Genomic DNA, 18,593 nt, shown 5'->3' with positions numbered 1-18,593 from the left:
GCCACAGGGTTTGACTTACACGCCGTTCCCTCCTAAAGACCGGGCTTCGAGATAGACCCCCGGGAGGCCGATTCCGCGCCCTGCCCGAAGACACAATGTGGAGACCGGAGCGATGAAACGCACCTATCAGCCTTCGAACCTGGTTCGCAAACGCCGCCACGGCTTCCGTGCGCGCATGGCCACCAAGGCAGGCCGCAAGATCCTGAACGCCCGCCGCGCCCGCGGCCGCAAAGAACTGAGCGCATAAGCTCAGTTCCCGCATCGACGGACATGACACCGCCGGAGGCCCCCAAGGACGGCAGCGCTGCCTGCGGGGACACGCCTCCGGCGGTGTCCGTTTGCGCATCTGATGCACCGAAGATCGGGATCATGGCCAAGCGCCGTGATTTCCTCGCCTGCGCCCGCCCGCCTGCCCGCAAGCAGGGCACCAAGGCGATGATGGTGCAGGGCCGGAACCGCCAGGATGAGGGCGGCATCCGCATGGGCTTCACCTGTTCCAAGAAAGTCGGCAACGCGGTGGCCCGCAACCGCGCCAAGCGCCGCCTGCGCGAGGCCGCGCGGATGATTCTGCCCGCGCATGGCCGTCCCGGCTGGGACTACGTGCTGATCGGCCGCGCGGAGGAAACCGCCCAGCGCCCCTTCGAGGAGCTGAAGCGCGACCTGATCTATGCGCTGAGGAAAATCCACGGCCAGTAACTGCCCGGCTTTTGGCCGCATTGCCACATCGGCGCCCTGCCCCTATCTATCTGCCATGACCCCGCTGGCCCATATCATCGCAATCCCTGTGCGCGCCTACCGGCTGCTGTTCAGCCCCTGGGTCGGCTTCAACTGCCGCTACCAGCCCACTTGTTCGGCCTACGCGCTGGAAGCGCTGGACAAGCACGGCGCCTTCAAGGGCGCCTGGCTGACCGCCCGCCGCATCGGGCGCTGCCACCCGTTGGGCGGCGACGGCTACGACCCGGTTCCGGACAAACGCAGCAGATAGCAGAACACCTGTTTCCTTGGCAAAACGCCCGTCCTCAGCTGTGGGACACGCATTGCACCGCGGCACCTTCAGCCGGCAGAAACCAGGTCCGGTCGATGCAGTCCTCCCGGAACCTTGCCGTTGAATGCCTTTCGCGCAAGCGTTGCCAGCCGGCTTTCCCGGCAGGCTGAAATCGCCCCCCTTTCACGCACTCCCGGAGGCCGAGGTTTTTCGGGCTGGGCTCCGGCTTCTAACCGGCCCGGATCCGACGAAGACTAACCGCGATACGGCGGGCTGATGCATCACGCGGCAGGATGCCGCTCCTTTGGCCGCTGATCAGGTGCCGGAACCGCCGGCGGGCTGGGGCGGCGGCGTGAAGAAGGCGCCGGCAAAACCGGTGAACGCCTGGATCACCGGCCGTTTCAGCGCACCGCCGCGGTGGGCAAGGGCGATCTGGTGCAGCGGCGGCTGGCCGGCGAGCGGCACCCGGACAACCGGCATGCCGTCATAGCACATGCCGTCCGGCAGGTCGGTGGCCAGCAGCCCGGCGCCGAACCCGTTGGCCACCATCGACCGCAGCATCTCGATCGAGCCGGTCTCATGCGCCACCCGCACCGGGAAGCGGGCATTCTGCAGCAAGGACAGGAAATAGCCGCGGCTGTGGGGCAGGTTCATCAGGATGATGGGTTCCTGCGCCAGGTCTTCGGCGCTGACGCCGGGCAGCCCTGCCAGCCGGTGCCCGGCGGGCAGCAGGGCATAGGGTTCGGCGGCCATCAGCGGGGTGATCGCGAAATCCGACGGAACCCCGAAATCATAAAGCAGCGCGAGGTCGATCCGGCCTTCGCTGAGCCAGTCGAACAGCGTTTGCAGGTCGCCTTCGAGGATGCGGATCTCGGCGCCGGGGCGGGTGTCCATGAAGCGGCGCACCAGCTGCGGCGCATAGCGGGGGCCGAGGGTGGAAAACACCCCGAGGTTCAGGAACTCCGGCGTGCCTTCGCCGCCGCTCAGCACCCAGCGCGCCTGTTTCTCCAGTTCGCGCAGCTGGGCGGTCTTGTGCTGCCCGAACGGCGTCAGCTCCATCCCGCGGCCGGGGATGCGGACAAACAGCTTCTGGCCGAACACCTCCTCGCAGCGGGCGATGGCCAGTGACACCGAGGGCTGCGAGGTGTTCAGCGCGCGGCTGGCCCCCGCGGTGCTGCCGGTGTCGGCCACGGCCAGCAGGACTTCGACCTGGCGGAAGCTCAATGGTATATTCAAATTGGAATACCCTTTATATGAATCCTGTATTTCCTGATATATCCCAAAGGACGCTATCCTGCAGCAAGCAATTGATGGGGGAAGCATGTTCGACAATGACGAAACCGCAGGCCGCAGGCCGCTGGAGGGGGTCCGGGTGCTGGATTTTTCCCGCGTTCTGGCGGGACCCTACTGCACCGCGCTGATGGCCGACCTGGGGGCGGAAGTGATCAAGGTGGAGCCGCCCGCGGGCGATGACTACCGCCACATCGGCCCGTTCAGGGAGGGCGAAAGCCTGCTGTTCCAGTCGGTGAACCGCGGCAAGAAATCCATCGTTCTGGACCTGAAATCCGCGGAGGGCGCGGCGGCGGCCCGGGCGCTGGCGGCGGAGAGCGATGTTCTGATCGAGAATTTCCGCCCCGGCGTGATGGAGCGGTTCGGGCTGGGCCCGGAGGCATTGTGCGCGGCCTGTCCGCAGCTGGTCTATGTCTCGGTGTCCGGGTTCGGCCAGACCGGCCCCAACCGGATGCTGCCGGCCTATGACATCATCATCCAGGCGATGAGCGGGCTGATGGACGTGACCGGCGCCGAGGACGGCCCGCCGATGATGGCCGGGGACGCCTTTGCCGATGTGGCGGGCGGCATGTTCGCGGCCTTCGGGGCGATGGTGGCGCTGTTCGACCGCGCCCGCAGCGGCCGGGGGCGGCATGTCGATCTGGCGCTGTACGATTCGCTGGTGTCGATGATGCCGGTGCTGGCCTGCCGGGCGCTGATGGCCGGGGAAACGCCGAAGCGGACCGGCAGCAAGCACGCGCTGTCGGCGCCCTTTGGCACCTACCCGGCCAGGGACGGCAGCTTTACCGTTGCGGTGCTGAACGACCGGCTGTTTGCAAAGTTCGCGGCGGCCATCGGCGCGCCGGAACTGGCGGAGGATCCGCGGTTCGCCAGCGACAGCCTGCGGCGGCAGAATGAGCCGGCGCTGGCGCAGCATATCGAAAGCTGGGCCGCGGTCCGGGACGTGCAGAGCGTCGCCGCGCTGCTGTCCGAGGAGGGCATCCCGGCAGCGGCCCTGAGTTCGGTGCCGGAGGCCTGGGCGTCGCCGCAGGCGCAGGCGCGGGAGCTGGCAACGCCCGTCACCCACCCCGCGCTCGGCACGCTGAGCGTGCCGGAACAGCCGGTTCATTTCAGCGGCGCGCCGCGCGGCGGCCGTCAGGCAGCCCCGGGACTGGGGGCGCATACAGAGGAAATCCTGCAGCGGCTGCAGAAAGGAGAGACCAAATGAGCGGTGATCTGAACAGTGAAGAACAGGCCGTCATCGGCCAGATCGAGCGGTTTTCGAACGAGGTGCTGGCGCCTGCCGCTGCCGCGATCGATGCCGAGGGGACATTTGCAACCCTGCACCGCCCGGCGCTGGCGGAGATGGGCATCATGGGGATGAACCTGCCCGAAGCCTATGGCGGCATTGGCCTGTCCGGTCCTGCGCTCTATTGCGCGGTGGAGGCCATCGCCGGCGCCTGCGGCTCAACCGCGTCGATGCTGACGGCGCATTTTCTGGCCACGGACTCGCTGCTGCTGGGCGCGGATGAGGCGCTGAAGCAGCGGCTGCTGCCGGCCGCCGCATCGGGCGAGGCGCTGGGGGCGTTTGCCTTGACCGAGCCGATGGCCGGCTCCAACCCGGCCGACATGCGCACCACCGCCATCCGCGACGGGGACGGCTACCGGCTGAAAGGCTCCAAATGCTTCATCTCGAACGCGGGCGGCGCGGATTTCATCGTGGTCTATGCCAAGACCGACAGCAGCGCAGGCGCGCGCGGGGTCAGCGCCTTTGTGGTGGAGCCGGGCAAGACGGACGGGGTGGAGATCGGCAGGCACGAGGAGACCATGGGGCTGCGCGGCGGCCATGTGTTCCCGGTCTCATTTGACTGCCATGTGCCCGCGGAAAACCGGCTGGGCGACGAAGGCACCGGATTCCGCACCGCGATGAAGGTGCTGGACAACGGCCGGATCGAGGTCGCGGCGCAGGCGACCGGCATTGCCCGCGCGGCACTGGATGCGGCGGTGTCCTATGCCAGGGAACGCGAGGTCGGCGGCCAGCCGATCGGCAATTTCCAGGGGCTGCAATGGATGCTGGCCGACAGTGCCACCGAACTGGCGGCGGCGCGGGCATTGGGGCTGCAGGCGGCCCGCAAGCGGGGCACGGGTGAGCGGTATTCCTCGGACTCGGCCTTTGCCAAGCTGTATGCCAGCGAGGCGGCCTGGCGCATTGCCGACCGGGCGCTGCAGATCCACGGCGGTTATGGCTATACCCGTGACTTCCCGCTGGAACGCTACCTGCGCGATTTGCGGATCTTCCGGATCTACGAGGGGTCTTCGGAAATCCAGCGCACCATCATTGCCCGCGACCTGCTGAAATAACCGGTCCAGTGTGGCAGGGGCTGGTTGTTTCCAGCCCCGTTTTCAAAATGGCGTCTTCGCAGTGAAACTGCGGAGTGCCACCACCGGAGCCGCGCCGGAAAAAGGGGAACTGCAACCCTCAACCGATTTGCGCAGCAGAACCCCTGGCGGGCCTGCCCATAGGCATTTCCAGCAATTGGCGGCAAGCCGTCCGGGCGCAATCAGTGCTGTTCCGCCCCCCGTCGTGCAGTCTTTCGAACAGAGCAATCGGCACCGCCGCAAGCCGGGATACCCTGCCCGTCACCAGGCTGCCGTATGAAAGCCGCTCTGCTGCAACTTCAGACCAATTCACAGACGCAACCCAAGCAGTTTCGGCCGACCCGCCAGGCAAGGGAATCACCGCGCCAACGGCCGGCTCTGGCCATGCATTGCACCAGCCCCCTGCCCTGCCAGAGCCGGCTTCAGAGCCGATCGACCTCCAGCACGAACATCCATAAAGCAACATACTTTACACTTTCTTCGTTAGTTTTCACATGCTTACTATATATATAATAAAAAACAAAAAATAATCTTGAGATTCAAAGCGGCCTCCAGAATACTCGTCCCATCACATGACTTCACGGGGATCGAGGGAGGAGCCCAAAGCCATGAATCTCAAGAACACATGCATTGCAGCCATCATCACGGCCTGCGCGGCGGCGTCACCGCTGCTGGCGGAAACGCTGCGGATCGGCGGCAATTTTCCAGCCGACCATTCCAGTTCCCAGGCCATCGGGCGGTTCGCCGCAAGCGTTGCAGAAGCCACCGGCGGCGATCTGGACATCGCCAGCTTTCCGGCCATGCAGCTCGGCGGCGCCAAGGAGAACGTCGATCAGGTCCGCACCGGGGTGATCTTCGGCACCTGGATCGGCACCGCCTACCTGTCGCGCACCGTGCCGGAGCTGGAGGCGGTGTCGCTGCCCTTTGCCTATCCGGACCGTGAAACCGCCTTCCGGGTGATAGACGGCAAGGTCGGCACCCTGCTGGCCGAAGAACTCGCCGAGCAGGGCTTCGTCGCGCTTGGCTGGATGGAACTGGGCTCGCGCAACGTGACCAACAGCACCCGCCCGATCGAATCCGTGAAGGATTTCGGCGGCCTCAAGATCCGCCTGCAGCCGAACGAGACCCATCTCGCCACCTTCCGTGCCATCGGTGCCAGCCCGGTGTCGATGGGCATCTCCGAGGTCTACTCGGCCCTGCAGCAAGGCGTGCTTGACGGCCAGGAGAACCCCTATTCGATCATCAAGAGCCGCCAGTTCGAGGAGGTGCAGACCTACCTGTCGGACAGCAACCACTTCTTTGACTACATCGCTCTGGTCGTGAACAAGCGCAAGTTCGACCGGCTGAGCGAGGAGCATCAGGCAGCCCTGCGCGAGGCTGCGGCGGAAGCCGTCGCCTGGCAGCGCGCCCAGGCCGCAGCCGAAGACACCGCAGCGCGGCAGAAGCTGGTCGAGGCAGGCATGACCTTTACCGCAATCCCGGAAGAGGTCCGCGGCGAATTGCGCAGCCTCACCGCACCGGTGATCGAGGAACTGAAATCCCGCATCGACCCGGCCATCATCGACGCCGTGCTTGAGGAAGCGAACAGCTGATGTCTGCTCAGGTACAGCAGGGGCCCGCGCAGGCGGGCCCCCTTTTCGGCCGCTGCAAGGCGGCCCTCTGCCACATCGACACCCTGTCCAAGGGCGCCGTCATTACCGCGATGGCCGTGATGACCGGGCTGGTCATCATCCAGGTGGTGTTCCGCTATGCCTTCTCCAGCGCCATCGACTGGTCGGAGGAAGTCGCCCGGCTGGCCTTTGTCTGGGCCATGTTCCTGGCCATTCCGCACGGCATCCGCCACGGTGTCCATGTCGGCATCGACGCGCTGGTGGTGCGGTTCTCCGAGCGCGTGCAAGAGACGCTGTTCCGCCTGTCCGCGGTGCTTGGCGCCATTCTCATGGTGGTGATCTTCCGCGTCTGCGTTGATGTCACGCTCTACACCTGGCCCGAGATGATGCCGACCCTGCCGCTCACCAATGCCGTCTACTACATCGCCGTGCTGATCGCCGCGGTGCATTCGGTGCTGCATCTGATGCTGCTGGCCTGGGGCGGCCGCGGCACCTGGTCCGGGGAGACCGCGCAATGACCCTTACCGTTATTCTCATCTTCTTTGGTCTTGCCCTTCTGGGCATGCCGCTGGCCTTCGCGCTAGGCTTTGCCTCGCTGGGCGGGCTGCTGGCGGGCGGCATCGAGCTGTCGGTGCTGCCGCAGCGCATGATGCACTCGGTCAACTCCTTCCCGCTGATGGCGATCCCGCTGTTCATGCTGGCGGGCGAGCTGATGGTGCGCGCGGGCATCATGCAGCGGCTGGTCGATTTCTCCAATTCCATCGTCGGCAAGCTGCATGGCGGCATGGCGCATGTGGCGATCGTGGCCGGCATGATGCTGGCGGCGGTCTCCGGCGCTGCCGTGGCTTCGGCCTCGGCGCTGGGATCGACGCTAGTGCCCGCCCTGCGGCAGAACTACGACGACGGCTTCTCCAGCGCGGTTGTGGCCTCGGCCGCCAACCTCGGCGCCATCATCCCGCCGTCGAACGCGATGATCGTCTATGCGCTGATGGCCGGCTCCACCGTCTCGGTTGGCGGGCTGTTCATGGCCGGCATCGTGCCCGGCCTCCTGCTCACCGTCGGCTTCATGGCGCTGGGGTCCTGGGTCAGCTGGCGCAAGGGCTATCAGCTGACCGGCGAGAGCTTCCGCCTCGGCCACGCCCTGCGCGAGACCTGGCGGGCACTGCCGGTGCTGCTGATGCCGATCGTGGTCGTGGGCGGCATCGTCGGTGGCGTCTTCACCGCCACCGAAGGCGCGGGCATCGCCGTGGCCTATGCGATGGTGATCGGTTTCTTCGTCACCCGCAAGCTGACCGTCGCGGACCTGCTGCCGTCGCTGTTCAATGCCGCGGTGGGCGCGGCCATGGTCGGGGCGCTGATCGCCTTTGCCGCCGGCGTCACCTTCCTGTTCACCATCGACATGGTGCCCGCAGCGCTGGCCGGGTTCCTGGAGAACGTGACCTCCAGCCCGATGATCTTCCTTCTGATCGTGATGGTGATCCTGATCGTGGTCGGCATGTTCATCGAATCCAACGCCGCCTACATCATGCTGGTGCCGCTGTTCGCGCCGGTTGCCCTCAGCTTTGGCATCGACCCGCTGCTGTTCGGCTTCCTCTTCGTGTTCAACCTGATCATCGGGATGATGACCCCGCCGGTCGGCGTGGTGCTGTTCGTGATGAGCGGCGTGACGCGGGTGCCGATGACCAAGCTGATCGCCAGCGTCTGGCCCTTTGTGGCGCTGCAGTACGCGGTGCTGGCGCTGTGCCTGGCCTTCCCGGGCATCGTGACCTGGCTGCCGCGCACCCTCGGCTACTGATCCGATGAACAAACACGACACGCAGAAACAAACATGCCGGCCCCGCTCCGGGCCGGCCCAGGACGAGCAAGGAAAACAGATGCGTATTCTGATGATCAACCCCAACACCTCGGAAGGGGTGACAGCGCGGCTCGAACAGGCGGCCCGCGCGGTGATGTCTCCGCAGACAGTGCTGGACAGCGTCACCGCGCCCGCGGGCGTGCCCTATATCTCAACCCGGACCGAGTCGCTGATCGGCGGCGTCTCGGTGCTGGAGATCCTGTCGGAGCGCCACCAGGATTATGACGCCGCCATCGTCGCCGCCTTCGGCGATCCGGGTCTTGGCGCCGCGCGCGAGCTGTTCGACCTGCCGGTGGTCGGGCTGGCCGAGGCGGGCATGCTCACCGCCTGCATGCTGGGCGGGCGCTTTGCCATCGTCACCTTTGCCGCCGCGCTGGAACCCTGGTACCGCGAATGCGTCGCCTGGCACCGGCTCGAGGCGCGCTGCGCCGGGGTGCATACCCTGTCCGGCGCGTTCCGTTCGATCAATGACGTGCAGGAGGAAAAAGCCGGCCATCTGGTCGAGCTGTGCAACCAGGTGGCGGCCAGCGGCGAAGCGGATGCGATCGTGCTGGCGGGTGCCCCCCTGGCCGGGCTGGCCGCGCAGGTGCGCGATCAGGTGCCGGTGCCGCTGGTGGATTGTGCCGAAGCCGCGATCGGCCAGGCCGAGACGCTGGCGCGGCTGCGCCCGGCCAAGGCGCAGGCGGGCAGCTTCCGCCGCCCCGCCGCCAAACCCTCCACCGGATTGAGCCCGGCGCTCTCGGCCCGGATCGCCCATGACGCCGCACAGTGATACCGCCGCCGCCGTGACGAAGCCGCGCCGCAGCAGCTCCGTCAGCCGGACGCCGCTGCATGAGCAGGTGGCGGATCTGCTCCGCAGCCAGATCGTGTCCGGCCGCCTGGCACCGGGCGAAAAGCTGCAGATCACCCTGCTGGCCCGGCAGCTGGACGTGTCGCTGACCCCGATGCGCGAAGCGCTCAAGATCCTGGCCGAAGAGCAGCTGATCGAGCTGACTCCGAACCGCCCGACCCGGGTGACGCCGGTCACGGTGGCCGATACCCGTGCGCTGTTCGAGGTCATGGCAGGGATTGAATCCCAGGCTGCCGAACTGGCCGCACAGCGCATGACACCGGCGGACCTGGCCCGGCTGGAGGCGCTGCACGCCGAGATGCTGCAATGCTTCCGCCAGCGCGACAACGAGGCTTATTTTACGCTTAACAGCCAATTGCACGATCTGATCGCGGACAGCGCCGGCAACCCGATCCTGTCCCATGTGCGGGCCAAGCTGTCGCTGCTGGCCCGGCGGGTGCGCTTTGTCGCGGTGAACGACGGCAGCCGCCGCGAAGCAGCCCTGCAGGAGCATGAACAGGTGATGGCGGCGTTCCGCGCGGGCGACCCTGATGCCGCCCGCCGCGCCTGGCGCATCCATCTGCTGAACTCCGGCGACGAGGTTTGCCGCATCCTCGCCGCCGCCGACCAATCCCCCCCAGACCAGAAGGACCGCATCCGGCATGCCTGAATTCGACCTTGCCATCCGCGGCGGCACCATCGTCACCGCCGCCGACCGCTTTACCGCCGATATCGGCATCCGCGCCGGCCGCATCGAACAGATCGCCAGCCGCATCACCGGCGCCGCCGAGGAAATCGACGCCACCGGCCTCCTGGTGATGCCGGGCGGCGTCGACGCCCATGTGCATCTGGCCCAGCCCACCAGCGACGGCACCGTGATGGCCGATGATTTTGCCAGCGGCACCCGCGCCGCGGCGGCCGGCGGCAACACCACCGTGCTGCCGTTCGCGCTGCAGGAAAAGGGCAAGTCGCTGCGCGCCTGCGTGCAGGACTACCACGCCAAGGCCGAGGGCAACTGCGTCATCGACGTCTCCTTCCACCTGATCGTCAGCGACCCCACCCCGCAGGTGCTGGGCCAGGAGCTGCCCGCGCTGGTGCGCGACGGCTATACCTCCTTCAAGGTGTTCATGACCTATGACGACCTCAAGCTCGACGACGGCGAGCTGCTGGAAGTCTTCGAGGTGGCGCGCCGCGAGCGGGCGCTGGTGATGGTCCACGCCGAGGGCCACGACGCGATCAAGCACATGACCCGCAGGCTGGAAGCGCAGGGCAAGACCGCGCCTTATTACCACGCCATCGCCCATTCCGAGATCGCCGAGCGCGAGGCCACCCACCGGGCGATCAGCCACGCGCAGCTGACCGACACGCCGATCATGATCGTGCATGTCTCCGGCCCCGACCCGATGGAGCAGATCCAATGGGCCCGCCGCCGCGGCCTCAAGGTGCTGGCGGAAACCTGCCCGCAGTACATCGCGCTGACCAAGGACGACCTTGCCGGGCTCAACATGGATTTCGAGGGCGCCAAATACGTCTGCTCGCCGCCGCCGCGCGACCGCAGCAGCCAGGAGGCGGTCTGGCAGGGGCTGCGCGACGGCACCTTCGACGTGTTCTCCTCCGACCACGCGCCGTTCCGCATTGACGCACCCGACAACACCGGCAAGGACAACCCCAACGCCCGCACCTCGTTCAAATGGGTGCCCAACGGCATCCCGGGCATTGAAACCCGGCTGCCGATCCTGTTCTCCGAAGGCGTCAGCAAGGGCCGGATCACCGCCGAACGCTTTGTCGCCCTCACCGCGACCAACCCGGCCCGCACCTATGGGCTCTATCCCCGCAAGGGGTCGCTCATGGTCGGGGCGGATGCCGATATCGTGCTGTGGGATGCGCAGAAGACCGCGCCGATCCGCCAGCAGGACCTGCATCACGGCGCCGACTACACCCCTTACGAGGGGATGGAGATCACCGGCTGGCCGGTCCGCACCATCCTGCGCGGCAAGACCGTGGCGCTGGACGGCGCGGTCACCGGCGCGCTCGGCGGCGGCACATACCTGCCGCGCGGGCCGTCCGAATTCGCCTGACCTCCCCCGCCTCGCCTCAATCAGCGGCCGCCGTCAGGCGGCCGCTTTTTTGATTCTGTGCCAGCCGCCGGCCGCGGCCAATCCAAAACCACATTTTATAAGCATTTTCTGAGCGTTACATAGTATTTGATTATTTATCATATTTGGTGCAGCCTGCTGGAATACAATAATTTTCCAAACAGGGAGCCTTCACCATGTTCAAGCCAGGCAGGCATTTTCTGCAAATCCCCGGACCCACCAATGTGCCCGACGACGTGCTGCGCGCGATGGATCACCCCACGATGGACCACCGCAGCCCGGAATTCGGCGAGCTGGGCCTGCGCGCCCTTTCCGGCCTCAGGACCGTGTTCAAGACCCGCGGCGATGTCATCATCTACCCGGCCTCCGGCACCGGCGCCTGGGAGGCGGCACTGGCCAACACGCTGGCGCCCGGCGACACCGTCCTGATGTGCGAAACCGGCCAGTTCGCTTCGCTCTGGCTCCGGCTGGCGCAGCGGCTGGGGCTGGAGCCGCAGATGATCGCAACCGACTGGCGCAGCGGTGCGGATACGGCGGCCATTGCCGAAGCTCTGCAGGCCGACAAGGAGCACGCGATCAAGGCCGTCTGCGTGGTGCACAACGAAACCTCGACGGGCTGCACCTCGGACGTTCAGGCCGTGCGCCAGGCGCTGGACGCGGCAGGCCACCCGGCCCTGCTGATGGCGGACGTGATCTCCTCGCTCGGCTCGATCGACTACCGGCACGACGAATGGGGCGTGGATGTCACCGTCGGCGGCTCGCAAAAGGGTCTGATGCTGCCGCCCGGCCTGTCCTTCAACGCGGTCAGCACCAAGGCCAAGGCCGCCGCCGAAGGCGCCATGCGCCACGCCTACTGGAACTGGGAGGAGATGCTGAAGGCCAACAGCACCGGCTTTTTCCCCTATACGCCTGCCACCAACCTGCTCTACGGGCTGGTGGCCGCGGTGGACCGGCTGCATGCCGAGGGTCTGGACAACGTGTTTGCCCGCCACCAGCGCCACGCCGAGGCCACCCGCCGCGCGGTGCGGGCCTGGGGGCTGGAGGTTCTGTGCCGCACGCCCGAGCATTATTCCGGTGCGCTTACCGCGGTACGGATGCCCGACGGCCACTCCGCCGACGCCTTCCGCAAGGTGGTGCATCAGCAGCTGAACATGTCGCTGGGCAACGGGCTGGGCCGGCTGGCGGACCGGGTGTTCCGCATCGGCCACCTAGGCGACTTCAACGACCTGATGCTGGCCGGCACGCTCGGCGGCGTGGAAATGGGGCTCAGGCTGGCGGGGGTGCCGCACCAGTCCGGCGGCGTGCAGGCGGCGCTGGACTGCCTGGCGGACGCCGCGTCCGGCACACGCGGTGCGCAGGCTGCCTAGCGCCGCCCCTCCGCACCTGCACGGCGGCCGCATTGCCCGGCCGCCGTGTCCTTGCCGGCGGCCTTCAGCCCTGCGCGCGTTCGCGGTCCGCTTCCCAGTTCTTCAGGATCCGGCAGGTCTCCTCGCCGGAGCTGAGCAGATGCCGCCGCCAGACCGCATGCGCCGCCTTGGCATCACGCGCCCGCAGCGCCTGCATCAGCTCATCGTGGTCCTGCATCGCCTCGATCCGGTGCGGCCCGGAAGACACCGAAATGAACCGCGCCCGCTCGGCCCGGCGGGCCAGCTGCGCCCGCATTTCCTGCAGGGTTTCATTGCCGGCGAATGCCACGATGTTGTCGTGGATTTCCCGGTTCAGCTCAAAATACGGCGCGGTCTCGCCGCGCTCGTGATGCCCCCGCATGGTCTGGTGCAGCTGCTCCAGCCCGGCCAGCTGCTCGTCGGTGATGCGGGCCGCGGCCAGCTCTGCCGCCAGCGCCTCGATCCCCGCGATCACCTCGAACAGCTCCTTGGTGCCCGCAACCGTGATCGGCGCCACCCGGGCGCCGCGGTTCGGCATCAGTTCCACCAGCTGCTCGCCCGCCAGCACCTTGAGCGCCTCGCGCAGGGGCGTCAGCGACACCTGCAGCTCCTCCGCCAGCTCATTGAAACGGATCTTCTCGCCGGTCGGCAGAATGCCCGAAACGATCATCTCGCGCAGCTGGTTGACGACCTGTTCATGCAGGGACAGGCGGCTGATGGTCAGCTTGCCCTGGGCATTGTATCCTCTGCGCTTTTTCGGCGCCGGCTTTCCATCCATACCGTGTCTTCCCTGTTCCGGCCCCGGGCACACCGGGGCACGCTGACATTTACGCATCTGCGTCCTGCCGGGTCAATTAAGCTGTTTGTCCCGGCTTATCAACGCAGTGCCCCCAATCGTATCACTAATCAAATCCCCACGGCTGCAGCCGGAAACCAGAAAGGCAAACATGACAGACTCCCTTACAGACAAGGCACAGGCGCTGGCCGCCGCGTTGATCCGCAGCCGCGAAAGCGGCCCCAAAACGGACCTGAGCTTCGACCGTTCCGGGCCAGTCACCGCCGCCGAAGCCTACCAGGTTCAGCAGACGCTTGCCCGGCGCTTCGGCCCTGCCGGCGCTTTCAAGGTGGCGTGCAAGCCGGGCCAGCCGGTGATCATGGCGCCAATCTATGCGGCGGACATCCGGCCCTCAGGGCAGAGCTTCCCCGCGCCGGAGGGCGAGCGGATCGGCATCGAGCTGGAGATCGGCTTCAAGATCCTGCGCCCGCTGCCGCAGCCCGGCACAGCTGATTACCGCCAGCGGCTGCGGGACTGCGTCTCGCTGGTGCCGGTGATCGAGGTGGTGCTTACCCGGCTCGCGGATGCCGAGGCCGCCTCGCCGATGCTTCGGCTGGCAGACAACCAGCTGAACGGCGGGCTGGTGGTGGGGCCGGAACGGGCGGACTGGCACGATCTGGACCTCACCCGCGCCACCGCCACGCTGGATTTCGGCGATACCCGCGTGCTGGACGGCACGGTGCCGGTGCCCGGCGGCGATGCGTTTGAAAACTTCTGCAAGCTGGCGGAAATGACCGGCAGCCATTGCGGCGGGCTGCAGCCGGGCCATGTGGCGATCACCGGCTCATTGAACGGCCTGCCCTATATCGAGGCCGGAACCAGGGTGAAAGGCTGGATCGAAGGCCTGGGCGAAGTGTCCGCCGCCTTCCCCTGAGCAAATTCGGCCGCTGCCGCCGGAGGAAGCGGCAGCGGCCCGGCGCCCGGCGTCAGCCGAGCGCGTAGCGCGGCCAGCGCCAGCCGCCGCCCGCCTGCTCCATTTCCTCGGCCAACGACAACAGAAGGTCCTCGCTGTGCAGATCTCCGACCAGCTGGATGCCAATGGGCAGCCCGGCGGCATCCGGCTGCACCGGCACCGCCAGCCCGGGATGGCCGCTGGCGTTGACCCAGCCGGTATAAACGGCGTGGCCGCGCGGCCCGGCTGCCTGCCCGTCGATCACCGGCGGGTAGGCTTCGGCGGCCGGCCAGGGCTGCGCCGCCGCCGAAGGCGTCACCATCACATCCCACTCCCCGAACGCCTGCGACACCGACGAGCGCAGCCTGCGCACCTCCTCCAGCGCCGCAAACAGGTCTGGCGCCGGAATGCCGCTGCCCCGGGCCGCCATCTCCAGGTACTGCGGCGAGGCACGCTCTGCCATCGCCGGCACCGTGGCGGCCAGATGCGCGAGCCCGATCTGCGCAAAACTGCCCCAGAACCGGTCCAGCGGCGCCAGATCAAACGGCAGCGGGCCCGCCGTCACCTCATGCCCCAGCGACGCCAGCACGTCCGCCGCCGCCCGCGCGGAGTGCCGGATCGCCGGGTCGCAGGGGTTGTCCCCGAAGGTCTCCACATACAGCACTTTCAGACTGCGTCGCGCCGGAGACACCGGAAGCCGCCCGCGCGAGGCCGGGTCGGCCCGACCGGCTCCTGTCAGCACCCCGAACATCAGCCGCAGGTCGCGGGCCGAGCGCGCCAGCGGTCCCGCCACCTCGAAATCCATCAGGATCTGCGGCAACCCGCCGTGCCGGGGGACGGCGCCGATGGTAGGCTTCAGCCCGAACAGCCCGGTATGCCCGGCCGGCCGCCGGATCGAGCCGCCGCCGTCGGTTCCCAGCGCCGCCGCCGCCAGCCCGGCCGCGACCGCCGCCACCGCCCCGCCCGAGGAACCGCCGGGCGTCAGCTCCGGGTTCCACGGGTTGCGCGTCACCCCGAACGTGCGGCTCGCGGTATAGCCCTCCACCGCGAACTCCGGGCAAGTTGTCTTGCCGATGAGGATCGCACCCGCAGCGCGCAGCCGCTGCACCGGCAGCTCATCGCGGGTCTGCACCGCGTCGAACACCTCGCCGCCCCAGGCGGCGGGCAGCCCGCGCATCACCAGATTGTCCTTCAGCGCAACCGGCACGCCCTCCAGCGGCGACTGCGCCCGGCCCTGCCGCAGCCGCTCCGCGCTCTCTTCGGCCTGCGCCTCCAGGTCCGGGGCCAGCGCCGCATAGGCGTTGATCCCGGGGTTGAGCCGCGCGATCCTCTCGCGCAGCTCTGCAATCACCTGCACCGGGCAGGCCTCTTGCCGAACATAGGCATCGCTCAAGCCGCCCGCGCCAAGGCGCCAGAAATCACCCGCCATGGCTCAGTGCCCCATCATCGAATTGGGCAGCCACAGCACCAGATCCGGCACCGCGATCAGCAGCAGGGTGAACAGCACCATGATCAGCGCATAGGGGATCGCGCCCTGCACCACGTCGCGGAACGGCCCGCCGTCCTTGCGCACCCCCTGCACCACATAAAGGTTCATCCCCACCGGCGGAGTGATCATGCCCAGCTCGCACATCAGCACGATGAAGATGCCGAACCAGATCGGGTCGATGCCCGCGGCGGTGATGATCGGCAGCGCCACCGGGATCGTCAGCACCTGCATCGACAGCACGTCCATGAACATGCCCAGGAACAGGTAGAAGACGATCAAGGCCATCAGCAGGCCCGCCGGCGACAGCCCGAAGGAGGCCACCCATCCGGTCATCGTCTGCGCAATGCCGCCCAGCGCCAGCGTCACGTTCAGCATGAAGGCAGCGGTGATGATCAGCAGGATCATGCCCGTCGTCTTGGCGGTCTGGCGGAAGCAGTTGTCGAAGAACTCGACGCTCAGCTTGCCCTCGCGCCAGGCAAACGCCAGCGCCGCCACCACGCCAAGCGCTGCGGATTCGGTCGGCGTCGCGATGCCGAAATAGATCGAGCCCATGACGATGGCAAAGATCACCGCCGGCGGCACCAGATGCACAAGTGCTGCGATGCGCTCGGACAGCGGCACCTTCTGTTCGGCCTGCCCCTCGGCCCCCGGCAGGAACTTCGACTCCACCGCGATATAGACCATGAACAAGAGCGTCAGCGCCAGCCCCGGCACGATGCCCGCGATGAACAGCCGGCCGATCGATTCATTGGCCAGCGAGCCATAGATCAGCAGGTTGACACTGGGCGGGATCAGGATGCCCAGCGTGCCGCCTGCCGCCAGCGAGCCCAGCGCCTGGCGGGCGCCGTAACCGCGGCTCTTCAGCGCCGGCAGCGCCACCGTGCCGACCGTCGCGGCCGTTGCCACCGACGAGCCCGACGTGGCCGCAAACAGCGAGCAGCAGCCGATGTTGGTGTGCAGCAGCCCGCCGGGCAGCCGTCCCAGCCACAGCGCCAGCGCGCCGTACATCCGGTCGGCGATGCCGCTGCGCAGCAGCAGTTCGCCCAGCAGGATGAACAGCGGCACCGCCGTCAGGATGTTCTCATTCTGCACGCCCCAGATCACCGGACCCATCGAGTTCAGCAGCGGCCAGCCGTACAGCATGACCCCGCCGATCACTCCCAGCACCACCATGATGACGGCGATGGGGAAGCTCATGAGGAGCAGGCCCATCATGCTGAAGAAGCCCGCAAATACCGATACGATTCCCATAGTTCTCCCTTTCGCGGAAAATGTCCCGCCGGCCTCCCCGCCGGCGGTGTGCCGTCAGCGGCGTTCGAGGTCGCTCATTTCCTCTTCGAGCTCCTCGATGGCGCCTTTCGGGTGGAAGGCGGCAGAAACCTGGCCCAGACGGCCGGTCGCCACCATCAGCGTGGCCTTGCCGGCCAGCCAGATGGCACAGAGCGCAAACAGGCAGAGCGCTGCGTACCAGGCCGCCTGCGGATAGATCAGCGGCGTCGCCCAGGGGGTCGGCGCGGTGCTGCCGTAGCTGAGCGTGTCATCGATCACGATGCGCCCGACATAGAGGATGAACAGGCCGAAACCGGCGATCGACACGATCGAGATCCAGTCCATGATGGCCTGCAGCCGGGCCGGAAACCGCGCGTGCAGCACGTCGATGCGGATATGCGCCCGGTCCACCAGCGCCACTGCAAAGGCGAGGCTGGAGCCGACCGCCAGCACGTAGCCGCCCAGTTCATCGGCGCCTTCAAAGGAGAAGTTGAACAGTTTCCGGGACAGGGTTTCGATCGAGACGAAAATAGAAAGAGCGACCAGCGCAGCGCCGAACAGGCGGCTGGCCAGCTGAGCAAGATAATTCATTGGGGGACGTCCTCTTGGGATGCGCCGGAAGGCGGCGCCGCGGCCGCCTTCCGGTCCTTGATCAGTTGGACTGGCCCAGAGCAGCCTTCCAGTCGGCCGAGCAGCTGGCGTTGGTGGCATCGCAGACTTCCGCCCAGGCCGGGAAGGAAATCTCTGTCACCGCGTTGCCGATGATCTTGCGGTCGCCGTCGCTGACCGGCACCAGTTTCAGCTCATAGGATTTGACCGTCTCGCAGGGGCTGTCGCCGACATTGCAGCGCACCGCATCATCGAACAGTTCCTCCGAATAGGCCCAGATCTCATCCACCAGCCCGTCAAAGGCGGCTTCCAGCTTCTTCTGGTCCTCCGGCGCCATCGCGTTGTAGGTGTCCAGATTGATGCCATAGCCGTTCAGCGCCAGCTGGAAGGCGACCGGCAGCATGTAGCCTGTGACCTCGGGCCAGCCGGCCGAGTTGGCAGAGCTGGGGCCGGTGATGGCGCAATCCACCACCCCGCGGGCCAGCGACTGATGCACGTCCGGGAACCCGATCGGCACCGGGGTGCCGCCGACCGAAGCGACGAAATTGGCCAGGTTCTGGTCATAGACCCGCACCTTCTTGCCCTTCAGATCGCTCAGCTCGCCGATTTCCGGCTTGCAGAAAAGCACCTGCGGGCCGAACGGCCACACCCCCAGCAGCTTGGTGTTGAACTTGGCCTGCAGCTGCGCATCCACCGCGTCCTCAAAGGCCGCAACCGTCTTGCGGCCGGTCTCGTAATCCGGGTTCAGCCCGACCAGATCAAGGCCCAGGATGGTCGGTTCATCGCGCGATATCTGCGACATCCGCAGCGACACGATGTCGAACAGCCCGGCCTTGAGGATGCGCAGCTGTTCGGTGTCCTTGATGCCGGTCACGTCCAGCGGCTTGTAATCCGCGGCGGCATCCAGGCCTGAGCGTTCCGCGAAGTTCTCGAAGAACGGCTGCTCCACGTTCTTCTGGATCAGCCCGGTCGCCACCGGCTGCCCCAGCACCTTGAGATCATAGGTTCCGGCCACGGCTCCGCCGGCGGCCGCGGTCAGCACCGCAGCCGTTGCCCATTGCATGGTCTTCTTCATTTTCATCTCCTTGTTG

19 protein-coding genes are annotated in these 18,593 nt (G+C 67.0%); 13 read left to right on the top strand and 6 right to left on the bottom strand.

The genetic code is table 11. The annotated features are described in order from the left end of the window. The first annotated feature begins 112 nt into the window (after positions 1-112). Genes rpmH through yidD form a run of 3 tightly spaced genes read left to right on the top strand, consistent with a single transcriptional unit; the run spans position 113 to position 985 of the window. Complete coding sequence (gene rpmH / locus OKQ63_RS01690; protein ID WP_008554144.1) at positions 113-247, top strand: 50S ribosomal protein L34; 135 nt, start codon at positions 113-115, stop codon at positions 245-247. Between the two features lie 23 nt (positions 248-270). Beyond that, a complete protein-coding gene (rnpA, locus tag OKQ63_RS01685; protein WP_264212255.1) occupies positions 271-696 on the top strand; it encodes a ribonuclease P protein component in 426 nt (141 codons plus the stop codon). Between the two features lie 55 nt (positions 697-751). After that, entirely contained in the window at positions 752-985 is a 234-nt protein-coding gene (yidD, locus tag OKQ63_RS01680; RefSeq protein ID WP_264212254.1) for a membrane protein insertion efficiency factor YidD, read from the top strand. Positions 986-1,300: 315 nt separating this feature from the next. On the opposite strand, the gene OKQ63_RS01675 is transcribed toward yidD, so the two are convergent. After that, entirely contained in the window at positions 1,301-2,221 is a 921-nt protein-coding gene (locus OKQ63_RS01675) for a LysR family transcriptional regulator (RefSeq protein ID WP_264212253.1), read from the bottom strand. Positions 2,222-2,306: 85 nt separating this feature from the next. Here OKQ63_RS01675 and OKQ63_RS01670 point away from each other — a divergent pair, with 85 nt between their 5' ends. The 9 genes from OKQ63_RS01670 to OKQ63_RS01630 all read left to right on the top strand — a co-directional run bounded on the left by OKQ63_RS01670 (position 2,307) and on the right by OKQ63_RS01630 (position 12,390). After that, positions 2,307-3,482, top strand: coding sequence for a CaiB/BaiF CoA transferase family protein (locus OKQ63_RS01670; protein WP_264212252.1), 1,176 nt, complete (start codon positions 2,307-2,309; stop codon positions 3,480-3,482). Next, a complete protein-coding gene (locus OKQ63_RS01665) occupies positions 3,479-4,615 on the top strand; it encodes an acyl-CoA dehydrogenase family protein (RefSeq protein WP_264212251.1) in 1,137 nt (378 codons plus the stop codon). Before OKQ63_RS01670 ends, OKQ63_RS01665 begins: the two co-directional genes overlap by 4 nt. A 626-nt stretch (positions 4,616-5,241) precedes the next feature. Next, positions 5,242-6,225 carry a TRAP transporter substrate-binding protein gene (locus OKQ63_RS01660; RefSeq protein ID WP_264212250.1) on the top strand — a complete coding sequence of 328 codons (984 nt, stop codon included), beginning with the start codon at positions 5,242-5,244 and terminating at the stop codon, positions 6,223-6,225. Further along, a complete protein-coding gene (locus tag OKQ63_RS01655; protein ID WP_264212249.1) occupies positions 6,225-6,761 on the top strand; it encodes a TRAP transporter small permease in 537 nt (178 codons plus the stop codon). Before OKQ63_RS01660 ends, OKQ63_RS01655 begins: the two co-directional genes overlap by 1 nt. Beyond that, a complete protein-coding gene (locus OKQ63_RS01650) occupies positions 6,758-8,038 on the top strand; it encodes a TRAP transporter large permease (protein ID WP_264212248.1) in 1,281 nt (426 codons plus the stop codon). Before OKQ63_RS01655 ends, OKQ63_RS01650 begins: the two co-directional genes overlap by 4 nt. A gap of 79 nt (positions 8,039-8,117) precedes the next feature. Continuing rightward, positions 8,118-8,870, top strand: coding sequence for an aspartate/glutamate racemase family protein (locus OKQ63_RS01645; RefSeq protein WP_264212247.1), 753 nt, complete (start codon positions 8,118-8,120; stop codon positions 8,868-8,870). After that, positions 8,854-9,597, top strand: coding sequence for a GntR family transcriptional regulator (locus OKQ63_RS01640; protein ID WP_264212246.1), 744 nt, complete (start codon positions 8,854-8,856; stop codon positions 9,595-9,597). The genes OKQ63_RS01645 and OKQ63_RS01640 overlap by 17 nt, the downstream gene beginning before the upstream one ends. After that, complete coding sequence (gene hydA, locus OKQ63_RS01635) at positions 9,590-11,005, top strand: dihydropyrimidinase (RefSeq protein ID WP_264212245.1); 1,416 nt, start codon at positions 9,590-9,592, stop codon at positions 11,003-11,005. The genes OKQ63_RS01640 and hydA overlap by 8 nt, the downstream gene beginning before the upstream one ends. A gap of 194 nt (positions 11,006-11,199) precedes the next feature. Then, the gene (locus OKQ63_RS01630) at positions 11,200-12,390 is read left to right on the top strand and encodes a pyridoxal-phosphate-dependent aminotransferase family protein (RefSeq protein ID WP_264212244.1); all 1,191 of its coding nucleotides are present in this window, start codon (positions 11,200-11,202) and stop codon (positions 12,388-12,390) included. A gap of 64 nt (positions 12,391-12,454) precedes the next feature. Here OKQ63_RS01630 and OKQ63_RS01625 read toward each other — a convergent pair whose 3' ends face one another. After that, complete coding sequence (locus OKQ63_RS01625; RefSeq protein ID WP_264212243.1) at positions 12,455-13,186, bottom strand: GntR family transcriptional regulator; 732 nt, start codon at positions 13,184-13,186, stop codon at positions 12,455-12,457. Between the two features lie 169 nt (positions 13,187-13,355). Between OKQ63_RS01625 and OKQ63_RS01620 the strand changes: the two genes are divergently transcribed. Then, the gene (locus OKQ63_RS01620) at positions 13,356-14,117 is read left to right on the top strand and encodes a 2-keto-4-pentenoate hydratase (RefSeq protein WP_264212242.1); all 762 of its coding nucleotides are present in this window, start codon (positions 13,356-13,358) and stop codon (positions 14,115-14,117) included. Between the two features lie 52 nt (positions 14,118-14,169). On the opposite strand, the gene OKQ63_RS01615 is transcribed toward OKQ63_RS01620, so the two are convergent. From OKQ63_RS01615 to OKQ63_RS01600, 4 genes are all read right to left on the bottom strand, one after another. Further along, positions 14,170-15,564: an amidase gene (locus OKQ63_RS01615; RefSeq protein WP_264212241.1), complete on the bottom strand. Its 1,395-nt coding sequence runs from the start codon at positions 15,562-15,564 to the stop codon at positions 14,170-14,172. Positions 15,565-15,567: 3 nt separating this feature from the next. Continuing rightward, complete coding sequence (locus OKQ63_RS01610; RefSeq protein ID WP_264212240.1) at positions 15,568-16,875, bottom strand: TRAP transporter large permease; 1,308 nt, start codon at positions 16,873-16,875, stop codon at positions 15,568-15,570. Positions 16,876-16,929: 54 nt separating this feature from the next. Next, a complete protein-coding gene (locus OKQ63_RS01605) occupies positions 16,930-17,484 on the bottom strand; it encodes a TRAP transporter small permease subunit (RefSeq protein WP_264212239.1) in 555 nt (184 codons plus the stop codon). 61 nt (positions 17,485-17,545) lie between these two features. Further along, on the bottom strand, positions 17,546-18,577 hold the full coding sequence (locus OKQ63_RS01600; RefSeq protein ID WP_264212238.1) for a TRAP transporter substrate-binding protein: 1,032 nt from the start codon (positions 18,575-18,577) through the stop codon (positions 17,546-17,548). Positions 18,578-18,593 lie beyond the last annotated feature (16 nt).

It is taken from the genome of Leisingera thetidis (assembly GCF_025857195.1).
Classification (GTDB): Bacteria; Pseudomonadota; Alphaproteobacteria; order Rhodobacterales; family Rhodobacteraceae; genus Leisingera; species Leisingera thetidis.
This window is presented reverse-complemented; position numbering and strand designations above follow the sequence as displayed.